The 16,246-nt window shown below is 71.3% G+C and carries 11 protein-coding genes; 4 read left to right on the top strand and 7 right to left on the bottom strand.

The window, feature by feature from the left end; translation table 11 throughout:
* Positions 1-144: 144 nt before the first annotated feature.
* Positions 145-432, bottom strand: a complete 288-nt coding sequence (locus ACZ4TW_RS14125) for a hypothetical protein (protein ID WP_465543397.1) — start codon at positions 430-432, stop codon at positions 145-147.
* 113 nt (positions 433-545) lie between these two features.
* Here ACZ4TW_RS14125 and ACZ4TW_RS14120 point away from each other — a divergent pair, with 113 nt between their 5' ends.
* Positions 546-4,754, top strand: a complete 4,209-nt coding sequence (locus ACZ4TW_RS14120) for an nSTAND1 domain-containing NTPase (protein WP_465543394.1) — start codon at positions 546-548, stop codon at positions 4,752-4,754.
* Between the two features lie 12 nt (positions 4,755-4,766).
* Here ACZ4TW_RS14120 and ACZ4TW_RS14115 read toward each other — a convergent pair whose 3' ends face one another.
* The 5 genes from ACZ4TW_RS14115 to ACZ4TW_RS14095 form a co-directional block, all read right to left on the bottom strand.
* Positions 4,767-5,117, bottom strand: a complete 351-nt coding sequence (locus ACZ4TW_RS14115; RefSeq protein WP_465543392.1) for a hypothetical protein — start codon at positions 5,115-5,117, stop codon at positions 4,767-4,769.
* Positions 5,114-5,635: an Asp23/Gls24 family envelope stress response protein gene (locus tag ACZ4TW_RS14110; RefSeq protein ID WP_465543390.1), complete on the bottom strand. Its 522-nt coding sequence runs from the start codon at positions 5,633-5,635 to the stop codon at positions 5,114-5,116. Before ACZ4TW_RS14110 ends, ACZ4TW_RS14115 begins: the two co-directional genes overlap by 4 nt.
* A gap of 45 nt (positions 5,636-5,680) precedes the next feature.
* Positions 5,681-5,977, bottom strand: coding sequence for a hypothetical protein (locus ACZ4TW_RS14105; RefSeq protein WP_465543388.1), 297 nt, complete (start codon positions 5,975-5,977; stop codon positions 5,681-5,683).
* Between the two features lie 281 nt (positions 5,978-6,258).
* Complete coding sequence (locus tag ACZ4TW_RS14100; protein WP_465543386.1) at positions 6,259-6,807, bottom strand: hypothetical protein; 549 nt, start codon at positions 6,805-6,807, stop codon at positions 6,259-6,261.
* Between the two features lie 148 nt (positions 6,808-6,955).
* Positions 6,956-7,351, bottom strand: a complete 396-nt coding sequence (locus ACZ4TW_RS14095; RefSeq protein WP_465543384.1) for a hypothetical protein — start codon at positions 7,349-7,351, stop codon at positions 6,956-6,958.
* Between the two features lie 113 nt (positions 7,352-7,464).
* On the opposite strand from ACZ4TW_RS14095, the gene ACZ4TW_RS14090 reads away from it, so the two are divergent.
* The 3 genes from ACZ4TW_RS14090 to ACZ4TW_RS14080 all read left to right on the top strand — a co-directional run bounded on the left by ACZ4TW_RS14090 (position 7,465) and on the right by ACZ4TW_RS14080 (position 15,723).
* On the top strand, positions 7,465-11,748 hold the full coding sequence (locus ACZ4TW_RS14090) for an nSTAND1 domain-containing NTPase (protein ID WP_465543381.1): 4,284 nt from the start codon (positions 7,465-7,467) through the stop codon (positions 11,746-11,748).
* 97 nt (positions 11,749-11,845) lie between these two features.
* Positions 11,846-14,851, top strand: a complete 3,006-nt coding sequence (locus tag ACZ4TW_RS14085; RefSeq protein ID WP_465543379.1) for an nSTAND1 domain-containing NTPase — start codon at positions 11,846-11,848, stop codon at positions 14,849-14,851.
* Complete coding sequence (locus ACZ4TW_RS14080; protein ID WP_465543377.1) at positions 14,779-15,723, top strand: YncE family protein; 945 nt, start codon at positions 14,779-14,781, stop codon at positions 15,721-15,723. The genes ACZ4TW_RS14085 and ACZ4TW_RS14080 overlap by 73 nt, the downstream gene beginning before the upstream one ends.
* A gap of 70 nt (positions 15,724-15,793) precedes the next feature.
* Here ACZ4TW_RS14080 and ACZ4TW_RS14075 read toward each other — a convergent pair whose 3' ends face one another.
* Entirely contained in the window at positions 15,794-16,240 is a 447-nt protein-coding gene (locus ACZ4TW_RS14075) for a hypothetical protein (RefSeq protein WP_465543375.1), read from the bottom strand.
* Positions 16,241-16,246: the final 6 nt, after the last annotated feature.

Here is a 16,246-nt window from a genome sequence, read left to right as displayed (position 1 = left end):
AGGCGGGGAGGACGAAGGAATCACGCACCACCCCCCCCCCCCCCCTCCTCCCCCCCCCCCCCCCCACCCCTCCCCCCCCCCCCCCCCCCCCCCTCCCCCCCCCCCCCCCACCCCCCCCCCCCCCCCCGCCGCGGCATCCGACGGTCAGCCCGTCAGGGTGAGCCGCCGATCGATCTGATCGGCGTAGGCGGTCTGGTCGCTCGCGGGCGGCGCGAATCCCATTCGGCGTTCGGCCTGGTCCTGATACTCGATTCGCGGCGCGTGAGCCTTGACGCGGTTCAGGGCCCGCTCGCGCTCGTGCGACGTGTCGACGGTGAGTCGCTGTTCGGCGACGTCGGCGCCCGTGCCGGCGCAGCCGCCGAGTCCGGCAGCGAGCGAGGCGGCAAGGGCGGCGATGATGGCGATGTTCCGGGTGTTCTTCGTGGTGTTCATGACTGCAGGTTCACGCGCACCGGTATTGCGCCTCGGATGAACCGGTATGACGCCGGTATGAACGGCAAGGGCGCTTGTTGACAGCCTCTCGCGGGCGCGTCGACAATGCGGATGTGGAGATCCGAGTACTCGGTGACCTCACGATCGACGGCGGTCGGCTCCGGCCCAAGGAGCGGATGCTGCTCGCCGTCCTCGTCCTTCGATCCGGGAACGTCGTCGCACCGTCCGAACTGGCCGACGCGCTGTGGGGCGACGACCTGCCGACGACCTGGCGCAAGCAGCTCCAGGCGCTCGTCGTACGCCTGCGCAGAGCGCTGGGAGCGACCGCCGTCGCGACGGTCCGCACGGGATACCGGCTGCGCATCGATGCCGGCTCGATCGACGCACTGCGATTCGAGCGCCTGCTCGAGGATGCCGCGACGCACCGAGCGACCGGTGATCCCGCACGCGCGGTCGACGTGATCGAGCGCGCGCTCGCGCTCTGGAGCGGGACGCCCTATGCGGATCTCGAGGCGTGGCCGCCGGCCGTCGCCGAGGCCGAGCGCCTCGAGGAGATCCGGGTCTCCGCCGAGGAGGACCTCCTGATGGCACGGCTCGAGAGCGGTGAGCACCGCTCGGTCGTCGCCGACGCTGAGCGCCTGGTGCGGAACGATCCGCTGAGGGAGCGCCGGTGGGCGATCCTCGCGACGGCGCTGTACCGGAGCGGCCGCCAGGCCGACGCCCTCGCCGCCCTGCGTCACGCGCGGGAGCGGCTCGCCGACGAGCTCGGCATCTCCCCGGGCGCAGAACTCAGCGGGCTCGAGTCCGCGATCCTCAGGCAGGACCCCTCCCTCGACGCTCCCGCGACGCCAACGGCGGGAAGCGCCGAGTGCCCGTACCGCGGGCTCCAACCGTTCGGCACCGAGGACTCGGACGAGTTCTTCGGGCGCGACGCCGACATCCGCGCCGCACTCGATCGCCTGGCCGCCTCGCCGTTCCTCGCGATCTCGGGGGCGTCGGGAAGCGGCAAGTCCTCACTCGTGCTGGCCGGCATCATCCCCGCGCTCCGAGCGCGAGGCGAGCACGTCGTCGTGCTCACCTCGGGTGCGACGCCGCTCCAGCGACTCCGCGAGGCGTTCGGCGAAGGCACCGGCGGCGTGGTGGTCATCGACCAGTTCGAGGAGCTCTTCCACTCCGGTTTGTCCGACGCCCACGTCGAGGAGGTGGGTGGCCTCATCGCCGCCGCGGTGACGGGCGGCCAACGCGTCATCGTCGCGGTCCGGGCCGACTTCCTCAGCGTGTGCGCCGCCGAGCCCGGCATCGGTCCGCTGTTCGCGGCGGGCGTGCACCTGGTCGGACCGTTGACGCCCGACGGCCTCCGCGAGGCCATCGAGCAACCTGCAGCCCTGGCGGGGCTCCGCCTCGAGCCCGGCCTGGTCGAGCTGATCCTCCGGGATGCCGCGGGCGCGCCCGGCGTGCTCCCGCACGTGTCGCACGCTCTCGTCGAGACCTGGGCGCGGCGCGAGGGATCCACCCTCACGGTGGCGGGGTACGAGGATTCCGGCGGCATCTCGGGGGCGATCGCCCAGTCGGCCGACCGCCTCTACCTGTCGCTCGATCCCGAGGCTCGCGCGACGTGCCGGTCCACGTTCCTCCGCCTCGTGGAGGTCGGTGCCGACGGTGCGCCGATGCGCCGACGCATCCCGATCCGGCCGATGCGACAGGATGCCGCTCACGAGCGCGTGCTCGCGAGCCTCGCGAGTGCGCGGCTCGTGAGCGCCGAGGAGGATTCGCTCGTCGTCGCCCACGAGTCGCTCGCCACCGCGTGGCCGCGGCTCCGGAGCTGGCTCGAGGACGACGCCGAGGGTCTCCGCACGATGCGCGCGCTCGCGAGCGCCGCCGACACCTGGGATGCCGACGGGCGGCCCGACGAGGACCTCTACCGCGGCGCGCGCCTGGCGAGCACCCTCGCCTGGCGGGACGCGGCGGCACCGGAACTCACGCCGGCCGAGTCGGCGTTCCTCGAGGCATCCGACGCCCGACAGCAGGCCGCCGAGGCCGACCTCGAGCGCCGCGCCGCGCACGACCGCGTGCAGAACCGGCGTCTGCGTGTTGCCCTCGGCACGGCGGTCGCCCTGTTCGCCGTGGCCGTCACCGCCGGAGGGCTCGTGGCCGCCGGCTCGGTCGAGACGGAGCGACAGCGGGAGACCGCACGGATCGAAGCGCTCACGAGCACGTCCCTGTCGCTGCGCGAGACGCAGCCGGATGTCGCCGCCCTCCTCGCCGCGGAGGCGCACCGCCGCTGGCCCGACGATCCCCGGTCCCGTTCGGCGCTGCTCGGGACGATGACGGGTTCCGCCGGTCGGCTCGACACGATCCACCTCGCCGGCGTGGAAGAGATCGCGGGAGTCGTCGTCCCCGGCACCCGGACCGCGCTCGTCGTGACGAATCTGCCCGACCTCCGGGTCGTCGACATCGACACCGGCGAGACGCTCCGCACCCTGGACGTTCCTCGCGACAGTGCGTTCCTGGACAGCCGGCTCGGACCGGCGATCAGTTGGGACGGGGCGCGCGTCGCCATGGTCGAGCAGGACCTCACGGACTACGTCGAACGGTCGGGCGGGCGCCTCAGCGTCGCCGATGTGACATCCGGCGCAGCAGTGCTCGAGCCCATGGACCTCGATTTCCTGGTGAGCACGCTCGCGCTCAGCCCCGACGGCAGCACCGTCGCCGCGATCGACGACGTGGGCACGCTCCGCCTCATCGACGTGCCGACCGGCGGCGTGCGGATCGTCTCCGGGGTTCCGACGCACGAGCCCGAGATGGACACCGATCGTGCCGGCGTCGTCCGGTTCGCGCCCGACGGGCGTCTGCTCTACGGGACGCTCGAGGGTCGGCTGCTCGTGGTCGACGCGTCGTCGGCGAGCGTGCAGGCCGAGATCGCGATGCCGGCCGGCGCGGTCAACGTCTCGATGACCGTCCTGCCCGACTCCCGGATCGTGGCGAGCGGCGATCGCCGCGTCGCGCTCGTGGATCTCGCCACCGGGCAGCTCTTGTGGTCACAGGAGTTCGCGGAATCCGGGGAGCTGTGCCGCTGGGTGACCGCCTCGGCGGAAATGGAGACCGTCTACTGCGGCGGGCTGGAGGGCACCATCGAGGAGCGCAGCCTGCGCACCGGCGCGCCCACCGGCCTCGTCCTGTCACCGCTGCTCGGGTACGTCGGACCGATCGCCATCACCTCCGAAGGGCGTGAGCTGGTCGCCGTCGGCCGCGGAGCCGCGACCATCGCGCGCTGGATGCTCGACGGATCGGGCCTCGCCGCCCGGCTCCTGCTCCCCGGCTGGTCGGTCATCGGCCCGTACTCACGCACCGATCCGCACGTCATCGTCGCCCGGCGCCCCGCCGCCTCGGAGGCGGCCGCCGGCTACACCGAGTACGCCGTGCTCGACACGGCCTCGGGAGAGATCGTGACGCGGATGCCGATCCCGTCGTACAACGTGTCGTGGGCGGGAAGCGGCATGCTCTACGGCGAGTTCGGCGGCGAAGGACCCGGCCACGACGGTCTCTACGACGTCCGCACGGGCGCCGTCGTCGGAGCAACGGCGCTTCCCGACGACCTCGTCCGCACGTTCTCCGACGCGTCGGGTGCGCGGATGTTCGCGTTCCGGGAGGGCGGCGAGATCTGGACCATCGACGCCGCGACCGGCGAGCGGGTGGAGCCGACGTTCGACGCAGACGGTTACCCCGTCTCGCTCTCGACGACCGACGACGGAAGCGAGGTGCTCGTGACCGTGTGGCAGGAGGGCGAGGATGGCGAGGAAGACCAGTACTGGAGCCACGTGTACGACGGAGACAGCGGCGAGCCGCTGCGCACGGGTCTGCATCGCGCGGCGGGGACCGCGTTCTCGTCGCCCGGCGAAATCCTCACGAAGTGGGACGACAACCGTCTCGTCCGCCACGACAGCACCTCGTTCGACCCGATCGACGTGCTCCCGGGCGTGCCCGGGCGCATCGAGGCAGTGAGCATCGACGGCGAGGGGCGGATGCTCAGCGCGTACTCGCCCGACGGCACCGTGTCGATCTACGATCTCGACGCGGGGCTCCGGCTCGGCGACCCGATCCCGGTGACGAACCCGTTCGCTGCGTCGGGCATGTTCCGATCCGACGGCGAGGAGATCGCCGTGAACGTCGCCGGCGGCGTCGCCGTCTGGGACATGCGGCCGGAGACCCATGCGGATGCCGCGTGCCGCATGGCCGGCCGCGACCTCACCCGCGAGGAGTGGAACTCCTACCTGGCCGACCTCGGGGCGTACCGTTCGACCTGCGGGTTCGGGGACGACTGACCCAGCGGAAGCTCAGGCGAGCAGCGCGCCGAGCCCGAACAGGAGCAGGATGTCGAGGTAGAGCACCGCCGACACCGCGAGGCCGGTCAGGTAGAGCGCGGCCTGCACGATCGCCGTGCGGCGACGCCCGAGCAGGAAGGCGACCGCGAACAGGATCACGGGAATCAGGATGGCGGCGATGAGCACGACCCATCCGAGCCCCGTGATCGACGTCTCGAGTGTCGACGCGATCCCGGCCATGCCGATGAGGTTGCCCACCCCCTCCCACGCGTCGTAGGCGAAGAACAGCCCGAACCCGATCGCGAGGGCGAGCTCGAGCCAGAAGGGAGCCCGTCGCTGGGGCGCCTCGACCTCGGCGGTCATGCGGTCACCCCCGCCACGAACGCGATCGGGATGAGTACGACCGCGCCGACGAGCAGCCACACGAGGCGTGCTCTCGGGCGGCGCCGTGTGAGTGCGAACGTCACTCCGAACCACAGCCCCGGCGCGAGCACCGCGAGCCACATGCCGAGCGCGAACATGCCCTGCGAGAGCGGGTCGGCGGCCGTGTTCTGGACGCGCAGCACGCTGAGGATCCACCCGAGCGTGTAGAGGAGGTACACGCCGCCGAACACCCCGAGCAGCACGAGTTCGGCCGAGCCGGGCTGAGCTGAGCGATCCCCCTCGGCGTCGTCGGCGTCACCCGCCTCGTCGGTGTCATCGACGGTCGAAGCCGATGCCGCGGCATCCGTCTTCTCGACATCGCCCACCACCGCACCGCCGTCGGTGGTGGAGGCCAGCGGAACCGGCGTGCCGACGCGCTTCCACCCCGGCGACAGCGACGCGTCGTCATCGCCCTCCCAGCGAAGTGCGTCGTCCTCGTCGTCGGAGTCGCGGCCCATGGCCCCACCCTATCGACGCGATCGGACGAGGCGGTGCGGCTCGGCTCACCGATCGGCCTCCATGAGCTGGCGGATGTTGATGCCGCCCCCGCGAACGTCGGTATCGCGATCGGCCTCGATCGCCTGGCGCAGGTTCGGCACCGCCGGGGCTGCCGGAACGGGCGCGGTGCCGCGATCCGCCTCGATCGCCTGGCGCAGGTTCGGCACGGCCGAGGCTGCCGGAACGGTCGCGGCGCCGCGATCCGCCTCGATCGCCTGGCGCAGGTTCGGCACCGCCGGCGCTGCCGGAACGGCCACGCTGGTGCGATCCGCTTCGATCACCTGACGCAGGGTGTCCGACACCGCTCCCGATGCGAAGGGATCAGTCGGTGCGAGCTGGGTGAGCTCGCTCGAATGGGCGACGGGGACCGATGCGACGGCGAGGGCGGATCCCAACAGGATCGCGACGGCTGGACCGGTCCGGCGAGTGATGCGTGTTGCGTTCATGTCACTCACGCTGCCGTGCGAGGGTTATGGGCCGACCCCGGCACGGTATGGGGCTGGTATGGCCTTCCGGGGCATTTCTGACTACATGACGGTGGGAGTGAGCGCCGACGCAGTGCCCCGACACAGCAGCCGCGACTTCACCCCAAGCCGAGGATCCGCTGGTGGACGTACACGTCGGGCGCCACCGCGGGTGCGCGCGCCTGGTCGGGCCCGCGCGGCTCGGTGTCGTTCGGGATGACGCGCGGCGGCGGCACGGGCCCGGGCGAGCGGTCGTCCTCGACTCTCCGTCGGTCGTACGGCTGGACCTCCGACGTGGCCCCGCGGTCGGCCTCCATCTGCTGGCGCAGGTTCGGCTGCACCTCACGTGAGATCGAACCCCGGTCGGCCTCCATCCACTGGCGCAGGTTCGTCTGCGCCTCACGTGAGATCGAACCCCGGTCGGCTTCCATCTGCTGGCGCAGGTTCGCGCTGGCGGATGACGTGAGCCCGCGGTCCGCGGACGCGGCCTCCCGGGCGACGTGGTGACCGCGTGGGTCGCTGTCGCTCGGCACGAGGCGGGCGCTTCCGCCGTCGGTCTGGGCGACGGTCTCGGCCGCATGGACGGTGATCGGCGTGATCGCGAGTGCGCATCCGAGCAGGACGGCGGTCGCCGATCGGCGGACGGAACGGGTGGTCGTGGTGTTCATGTCTTCGACGATCCGCCGCCTCGGTATGGGCCGGCCCCCCGACGGTATGAGCCCGGTATGCCAGGCCCGCCGTTGCGGGAGCGGCGCCCACCGGCACCGACGCGGAAGCGGGCCGGCTGCCGCCGACCCGCTGGAATGGGCTGATCGGTCATCGTGTGAGGCACGCCCCCAGGTCTGCAGTTTCCGTCGCGATGCAGGCGCGAACGAGGAGCTCGCGGACATAGCGGTCGGCGGCCTCGTGCGGCGACCGGTTCGCCAGGCGCGCGCGGGCTTCGAGCTCGCGGACGTAGCGATCGGCGGCCTCGTGCGGCGACCTGTCGGCGAGGCGGGCGCGAACCTCGAGCTCGCGCACGTAGCGGTCCGCGAAGGCTCGGACGAGCGCGCGGTGCCGTGCCGGGTCCATGGGCGCCGCGACAGCGGCTTGGGCGTCGTTCCCGCCGGCGACGGCCGTGGACTCCGCGGTCGCACAGCCGGCGAGGGTGGCCGCGAGTGCGACGGCGGTCGCAGCTGCGGCGAGGCGAATGTGGTTGGTCGTGGTGTTCATGCGGACCACGCTGCCGCGACGGGGTATGCGACCGACTTCCAGCGGTATGCGGTCGGTATGCAGAGTATGCGACGACGTTGACGCCGCCCGAGCAAGGGCGAACAATGCGGAGCATGAGCGTGGCGGTCTTCGGCCCGCTCACTCTTGAGGGGGTCTCGCTCAGCCCACGAGAACGTGCGGTGCTCGCGGCGCTGGTCCTCCGTGCGGGCCGCCCGGTCACCACCGACGAACTCGCCGAGGCTCTGTGGGGCGACGACCTTCCCGGCACCTGGCGGAAGCAACTCCAGGCGGCCGTGGGCCGGCTTCGCACGGCGCTCGGGCGCGACGCCATCGCGACCTCACCGGGCGCGTACACGCTGCGCATCGATCCCGGCACCGTCGACACGGAGCGCTTCGAGCGGCTCGCCGCATCCGCACGAGAGCACCTCGTCCAGGATCCGAACCGCGCCCTCGACGCGGCCGACCGCGCACGGGCCTTGTGGCACGGCATCCCGTACGCCGACCTCGCCTCGTGGCCGCCCGCGATCGTCGAGGCGGAACGCCTGGACGAAGTGCGTATGGAGCTCGAGGAGATCCGGGTCGAGGGGAACCTGCGCCTCGGCGAGCATGCGGCGACCGTCGGCGAGGCCGAACGCCTCGTCCGTGAGGCGCCGCTGCGCGAACGCCGCTGGGTGCTCCTCGCCACCGCGCTCTACCGGAGCGGGCGCCAGGCCGACGCGCTCGCGGCCATCCGGGCCGCCCGCGAGCGACTGGCCGACGAGCTCGGCGCGGAGCCCGGCGCCGAGCTGTCGGAGCTCGAGCTCGGTATCCTGCGCCATGACGACGCCCTCGAGCTGGACGAGGCGCCAGCTGCTCCGAGCACGGCATGCCCGTACCGCGGGCTCCAACCGTTCGGCGTCGAGGACGAGGACGACTTCTTCGGTCGTGGCGCCGACATCGCGGCGGCGCTCGCCAGACTCTCCCGCTCACGCTTCCTCGCGGTATCCGGCGCCTCGGGCAGCGGCAAGTCCTCGCTCGTGCGCGCCGGCGTGGTCCCGGCGCTGCAGCGGCGCGGCGACCGCGTCGTGATCCTCACGCCCGAACACGACCTCGACGTCCGGATCCGGGATGCCGTGTGGTCCGGACGCCACGCGGACGTCGTCGTCGTGGACCAGTTCGAGGAGGTCTTCCACGCGGGCGAGGCCGACGTCGATGCCGCCGCCCGCGCCATCTCGGAGGCGGCGGTCACAGGGACGACGGTGATCCTCGTCGTGCGTTCCGACTTCCTCGACGACTGCGCCGGGCATCCCGACCTCGCTCCGCTCGTCGCCGAAGGCGTCCACCTCGTCGGGCCGATGGCGCCTATCGCGCTGCGCCAGGCCATCGAGGAGCCGGCCCGGCGCGCCGGGCTGCGCCTCGAGCACGGGCTGGTGGAGCTCATGTTGCGGGATGCCGCGGGCGAGGCGGGCGCGCTCCCCCACCTGTCGCACGCCCTCGTCGAGACCTGGCTGCGCCGCGAGGGCGCGACGCTGACGGTCGCGGGGTATGAGGCATCCGGAGGCATCTCTGGCGCGATCGCGCAGTCGGCCGACCGGCTCTACCAATCGATGGACCCCGAGCAGCGCGAGCTGTGCCGATGGGTCCTCCTCCGGCTCGTGGCGCTCGCACCCGACGGCAGCCCCGTCCGCCGCAGGGTGCCGGTCAAGCCCCTCCGATCGGATGCCGCGCGCGAGCACGTGCTCTCCATGCTGGCCCGATCCCGGCTCGTGAGCGCGGAGGCCGACTCGGTCGAGGTGGCCCACGAGTCGCTCGCCACGGCGTGGCCGCGCCTCCAGTCATGGCTGGAAGAGGACGCGGAAGGCGCACGCATCCTCACCGCAGTGGCGACGGCCGCTGAGGCCTGGAACGCTGCGGATCGTCCCGACGACGACCTCCTGCGGGGCGCACGTCTGCAAGCCGCGATCGAATGGCGGGACGCCGCGCCCCGCGACCTGACGGAGGTCGAACGCGCCTTCCTCGACGCGTCGGCCGCCCGCGCCTCCGCCGAGCGCGAGCAACTCGAGGAGCGTGCGCGGCGCGACCGCCGGCAGAACCGCCGCCTGCGCACGCTCCTCGGCGTCGCGGCCGGCCTGATCGTGCTGCTGGTCGGCGCCGGGTCGGTCGCCGTGGTCTCGTCGCGCGAGGCGACCGCGCAACGGGACAGCGCCTCCCTCGAAGCGCTCGTGGCCACCTCGCTCTCGCTGCGCACCTCGGAACGCGACGTCTCCGCGCTCCTCGCCGCCGAGGCGTACCGCCGCTGGCCCGACGACCCGCGCACGCGCTCGGGACTCATGAGCGTGTTGCAGGCGGCAGGCGGCCTGCTCGGTACCACCGTCGTCGCCTCGAGTGGGAACACTTACGGACGTCTCATTCCGGGGACGGAGCACGCCTTCGTCGTCACGACCGCCGGGGACGCTTCGATTCGCGACGCCCAGACCGGACGCACGATCGAGGACTTGGAGCTCGGTTTCGATCCCGATCCCGACACTGCTGAGGCGTTCGTGGAGGTGAGCGGCGACGGCCGGATCGGTGCGGTGCTCTGGCCGGCTCACACGCCGGGGGGGCTCCGCGCGTTTGGACGAACCACGCGGTCGGAACTGGTCGTGTTCGATCTCCGGCGCGCCGAGCGTATTTGGGGTCCGACCCGGATAGACGTGGGATCGGGTGCGCTCGCCGTGAATACCGACGGCTCGATGATCGCAGTCTCGGATGTCTTCAACGGCGCGGTGACGCTCATCTCGACCTCCGAGTGGCGGGTCAGCGACATCGCCGGAGAGACGCCGAGTAGCGTTCCGTACTCTCCTACCGACCAGGCGGCGAACTCCACTTCCGCGTCGGCCCTCGCCTTCGATGGACGAGACCGCCTCCTGGTCGGACGCTTTGACGACCGCATCGACGTCGTCGACAGCCAGACGGCTGCGATTTCCGCCAGCGTGGCCGTGCCGGGCCGATCTTCGCACGACGCGCTGGATGTGACCGACTCCGGAATCGTGGTCGGGTCGGGTGACGTCGGGTTGGTGGCGTTGGAGCCCGGACACCAGCGGGTGCGTTGGTCGACGGACGTCGAGGGCTCCGACCCGGGTCACTGCAATCGGCTTGCGGTAGCGGAGTCGACGCAACGGGTGTACTGCGGGAGCGCGTCCGGGAGAATCAGCGTCTTCGATCTCGCGGACGGGACACCGATACCTGCCGAAGAGATCGGGCCGTTCTACGGCCCCGTCGGCACGATCGATGTACGTGCCGATGGCGCTCTCCTCACGGTGATCGGTGGCGGCCAGCCGACCATCTCCCGCTGGGAGCCTGACGGGATCGGCTTGGGCCGACGGCTCATCGCCCGCGGCCGGATGCTGGCGGGACCGTATTCGTACGAGGGCTCGCTCGTCCTGACGGCACCCTTGATGGAACCGCGAATCGAAGCCGCGTTCTCTCCATTCTTCACACGACGGATCATGGAGGGCGTGGTCGCCACGGACACCGAAACCGAAGAGGTGAGATACCGATTCGACGAGGCGGTGAGCGATGTCGGCTGGGCTCGGGACGGAAGACTGTACGCCCGCTCGGCCGAAGACACGATGTTCGACATCGTGGACACTGGCACAGGACGAGCGGTCGGATCGCCGATCTGGGGCGTGCAGACGCTCTGGCCCTCGGCAGACGGCAGGACGCTCTTCGCAATACGAGACGACGGCAAGATCCGGGAGTTCGATCCACGGACTGCTGAAGGAATCGGTGGCTCCTGGGGCACGGAAGGCCTCCCCTTCTGGATCTCGGTCGCACCCGATGGCGACCGCATCTCGGCGCTGCACTGGAGCGATGGTTCGCCGCGGGAGAACGAAGATGGCTCCATGAGCGGCCGAGAAGGGACGTGGCTGGCGATCTTCGACGCGTCAGACCATCGGCTCGTGTCCGACGACCCGGCGGAGCTCAACGCGCACGTCATGCTCGACGACGGCGAACTCATCGGTGTGCAGGGCACTCGAATGGGCCGGTACACGACCGATCCTCTCGCTCGGATCGGCACCGTCTCCGGCGCGGCCCGCAGCCTCGAGCCATCGTCCCTGAGCCGCGACGCCAAGACCTTGCTCGTGATGACCGACGACGGGAGCGCGCTGCTGTACGACACCGGCACCGGCATCCGAATCGGCGTGCCGTTCGAAACGGACAGCCGGAACTGGGGTCCGGGCGTCCTCCGCCCGGACGGCCTCGAGATGGCCCTCTCGATGCCCGAAGGCGTCGTGGTGTGGGATCTCGATCCTGACCACCAGTTCGAGTTCGCATGCCGTATCGCCGGCCGCGACCTCACCGGCAACGAGTGGCGCACCTACCTCGGCGACCTCGGCGCCTGGCAGAGTACGTGCGGCTTCGGCGCCGCCGACTGACGTCGCCGGGCCCGTCGGGCAGACTCGGTATGGAGACGGTATGGGCGGTATGCGTCCACGATTGACGCCCGGCGGCGTAGGGCGAACAATGCCGAGTATGGGCGTGGCGGTCTTCGGCCCGCTCACTCTCGAGGGGGTCTCGCTCAGTCCGAGAGAGCGCGCGTTGCTCTCGGCGCTGGTCCTTCGCGCTGGTCGGCCGGTCACGGTCGACGAGCTGGGCGAGGCGGTCTGGAGCGACGCACTCCCCGCGACGTGGATGAAGCAGTTGCAGGCTTCGGTCGGCCTCGTGCGCGGGGTGATCGGCCGCGACGCGATCGAGACCAGCCCCGGCGCGTACACGCTGCGCATCGACCCCGAATCGGTCGATGCCGAGCGCTTCGAGCGGCTCGCGGCATCCGCTCGCGCTCACCTCGTGGACGACCCGGCACGCGCGCTCGACGCCGCACAACGAGCCTTGGACCTCTGGCGCGGACCGCCGTATGCCGACCTCGCGGCGTGGTCACCCGCCGTCGTAGAGGCGGGTCGTCTCGACGAGGTGCGGATGGAGCTCGAAGAACTGCGGGTCGACGCGCAGCTCAGACTCGGCGAGGACGTGGCACCCATCGCCGATGCGGAGCGGCTCGTGCGGGAGTCGCCGCTCCGGGAGCGCCGTTGGGTGCTGCTCGCCACTGCGCTCTATCGCAACGGCCGCCAGGCCGATGCCCTTGCGGCGATGCGTGCGGCGCGCCAGCGCCTCGCCGACGAACTGGGTGTCGAGCCCGGAGCAGCCCTCTCGGAACTCGAACTGCGCATCCTGCGCCACGACGACACGCTCGAGCTCACCGACGCGCCCGACATTCCGAGCGCCTCCTGCCCGTATCGAGGGCTGCAGCCGTTCGGCGTGGAGGACGAGGAGGACTTCTTCGGTCGGGACGCCGATGTCCAAGCGGCCCTGTCCCGGCTCGGCCGGTCCCGCTTCCTCGCGGTGTCGGGCGCATCGGGCAGCGGCAAGTCGTCGCTCGTCCGCGCCGGGGTGGTCCCGGCCCTGCAACGGCGCGGCGATCGCGTCGTCATCCTCACGCCCGAGCACGATCTTCACCTGCAGATCAAGCACGCCGTGTGGTCAGGGCACACCGATGTGGTGGTGGTGGACCAGTTCGAGGAGGTGTTCCACGCCGGCGAGGCCGATGTCGACGCCGCCGCCAACGCGATCAGCGAAGCCGTCCTGACCGGCACGATCGTCATCCTCGTCGTTCGCTCCGACTTCCTCGACGACTGCGCCGCGCATCCCGGCCTGGCGCTCCTCGTCGCCGAGGGCGTCCATCTCGTCGGACCGATGGCGCCGGCGGCACTCCGCCAAGCGATCGAGGAACCCGCCCGCCGCGCCGGCCTGCGGCTCGAAACCGGTCTCGTCGAGCTGATCCTCCGGGATGCCGCGGGCGAGCCCGGCGCGCTCCCGCACCTGTCGCACGCGCTCGTCGAGACATGGGTCCGCCGCGAGGGCGCGACGCTCACCGTCGCCGGCTACGAGGCATCCGGCGGCATCTCGGGCGCGATCGCGCAATCCGCCGACCGCCTCTACCATTCGATGGATCCCGACCAGCAGGTGACGTGCCGACAGCTTCTGCTGCGACTGGTCGCCCTCGCGCCCGATGGCAGCCCGATCCGCCGCCGGGTCCCGTCGAAGCCCCTGCGAGCGGATGCCTCGCGGGAGCAGGTGCTCTCGATGCTCGCCCGATCGCGCCTCGTCAGCGCGGAAGCCGACTCCGTCGAGATCGCGCATGAATCCCTCGCAACGGCATGGCCGCGCCTTCGGGCGTGGCTCGAGGACGACGCCGAGGGCGCGCGCACGCTGGCGGCGGTCGCCGTTGCTGCGGATGCCTGGAACGCGGCCGGCCGTCCCGATGACGACCTTCTGCGCGGCGCGCGCCTGCAGACGGCCATCGAATGGCGTGAAGGTGCGATCCGCGACCTGACCGACGTCGAGCGGGCCTTCCTCGATGCATCCGCCGCCCACGCGACCGCGGAGAAGCAGCAGTTCGAGGAACGCGCCGAGCGGGACCGGGACCAGAACCGTCGCCTTCGGACGCTCCTGGCGGTGGCCGCCGGCCTCATCGTCCTGCTCGTGGGCGCCGGATCGGTGGCGGTGGTCTCCTCCCGGGAGGCGGGCGCCCAACGGGACAACGCCACCCTCGAAGCGCTCGTCGCCACGGCAGTGAGACTGCAGACGTCGGACCGCGACGTCGCCGCGCTCGTGGCCGCCGAGGCGTATCGGCGGTGGCCCGACGACCCCCGCGCGCGCTCGGGACTCATGAGCATCCTTCAGGGGGCAGGTGGATTCCTCGGGACGGCGGTGCTCGCGTCGAGCGGAAACGCGTACGGCAGCGCCATCCCGGGCACGGGGAACGCCCTCATCGTCACGAGCGCCGGGGAGGCCGGTATCCGCGACGCCGGGACGGGACGAATGCTCGACGAATTGGATCTCGGGTTCGATCCCGGCCCGGTCGGTCGGAATCCGCCGCTCGTCGAGGTGAGCGGCGACGGCCGTGTCGGTGCCGTGCTGTGGCCCTCTCAGCCGGGGTCGGACGACTCCGATCCGTCGCTGCTCGTCGTATTCGATCTCGAACGTGCCAAGCGCATCGAGGGTCCGACCCGGACCGTCATGGGAGGTGCGCTCGCCGTGAACGCCGACGGATCCACCATCGCGGTCGCCGGCGCCCACGATGGCCGAGTTCTTCTCGTTTCGAGCGTCGACCTGCAGACGCGCGGCATCGCCGGCGAGAAACCCCACGCACTCTCCGATGGCCGGACCGGCATCTACCCGCACGCCGTAGCGCTCGCGTTCGACCGGCGCGGCAGGCTCCTGGTCGGACGGCTCGATGACCATGTCGACGTGATCGATCCCGCATCAGCGACCATTTCAGCGAGCATGGCAGTGCCCGAATTCACGGCCCACGAAGCATGGTGGCGGGACCGTACTCGTTCGAGAGCTCGTCGGTCGCAACGGCTCCACAAGCCGACCTTGCGGCCGTCGCAGAGGACTACGGGGAGATGCGCCCGGCCCTCCTCTTCCCGCGGGTCCTGGAGCGAGTCGTCGTCGTCGACACGGCGACGGGCGCTGTGACGTACGAATTCGACGAGGCGGTCAGTGAGGTCGGCTGGGCGCGGGACGGACGCCTCTTTGCGCGTTCCTCGGAGGACGGGGCATTTCGACTCATCGACGCGGCCACCGGAGAAGACGTGGCGACGATGGAGTATCCGCTCACCGCGGATATCGGACTCTGGCCGTCCATCGATGGCACGAGACTCTTCGCGTTGTCGGGGGCGGGATTCGTCCAGGAGCTGGATCCTCTGACCGGTGAGCCGGTAGGCGAGCGCTGGGTCATTGACCGCGCCTACCCGCTTCGGCTCTCGACGACGCCTCGGGGCGATCGGATCGCGGTGACGTACGGCAGTACCGAGGGCACGGGAGAGCAACCAGGGACGCGGCTGGCCATCTTCTCGACCCAGGGTCATCGCCTTCTGTACGACGAGCCAGCAGAGATCGGGGCGCACGTCATGCTCGGGGACGGCGGACTCATCAGCATGGAGGGAACTCGCATGGGTCGGTACGACACCGATCCGCTTGCGCGGGCGGGGGCCATCGCGGGGGCGGCGGGCACGTTCCAGCATCCGTCGCCGAGTAGCGACGCCCGACTCCTGCTGGTGACGGTCGGCGACGACACGGTGTTGCTCTACGACACGGCGACGGGAACCCAGATCGGCGAAGCGTTCCCCACCGACGGCCGGCCTCTCCCCCAGGGTTACCTTCGCCCCGATGGGCTCGAGATGGCGCTCTCGATGCCCGAAGGTGTCGTCGTGTGGGACATCGATCCCGACCACCAGTTCGAGTACGTCTGCCGGATCGCCGGCCGCGAGCTCACCGACAACGAATGGCGCATCTACCTCGGCGGCCTCGGCCCCCGGCAGAGCACCTGCGGCTTCGATTCCGACTGACGCCGACGGCGGGGCCGACCGAAGCCCACCCCGCCGATCGGTCGAGGGCCTGCGCCGACGGGGCGTCGGCTCACCGGTCCGCTTCCATGAGCTGGCGCAGATTCGGGACGCCGAGGCTTCCGACCATCGGACCACGATCCGCCTCCAGCGCCTGACGAAGGTTGGGTACCGAGGCGCCGGCACGCGCCGACGACGGACCCCGATCCGCCTCCACGGCCTGACGAAGGTTCGGTACCGAGGCGCCGGCACGCGCAGACGACGGACCCCGATCCGCCTCCACGGCCTGACGAAGGTTCGGTACCGAGACGCCGGCACGCGCGGACGACGGACCACGATCGGCCTCGATGGCCTGACGCAGGTTGACCGGGGATGCCGACAGGCCGATGTCGGGGCCGGTCGGCACGAGCTCGCGAAGCTCGATCGAATGGGCGGCGGGGACCGAAGCGACGGCGAGGGCGGATCCCAGGAGGATCGCGACGACGGGGCGGGTCCGGCGAGTGATTCGTGAAGTGTTCATGTCCAC

Source organism: Agromyces sp. NPDC029043, from assembly GCF_055564615.1.
Note: the sequence above shows the minus strand (reverse complement) of the source record. Positions and strands in the feature narration are given on the sequence as shown.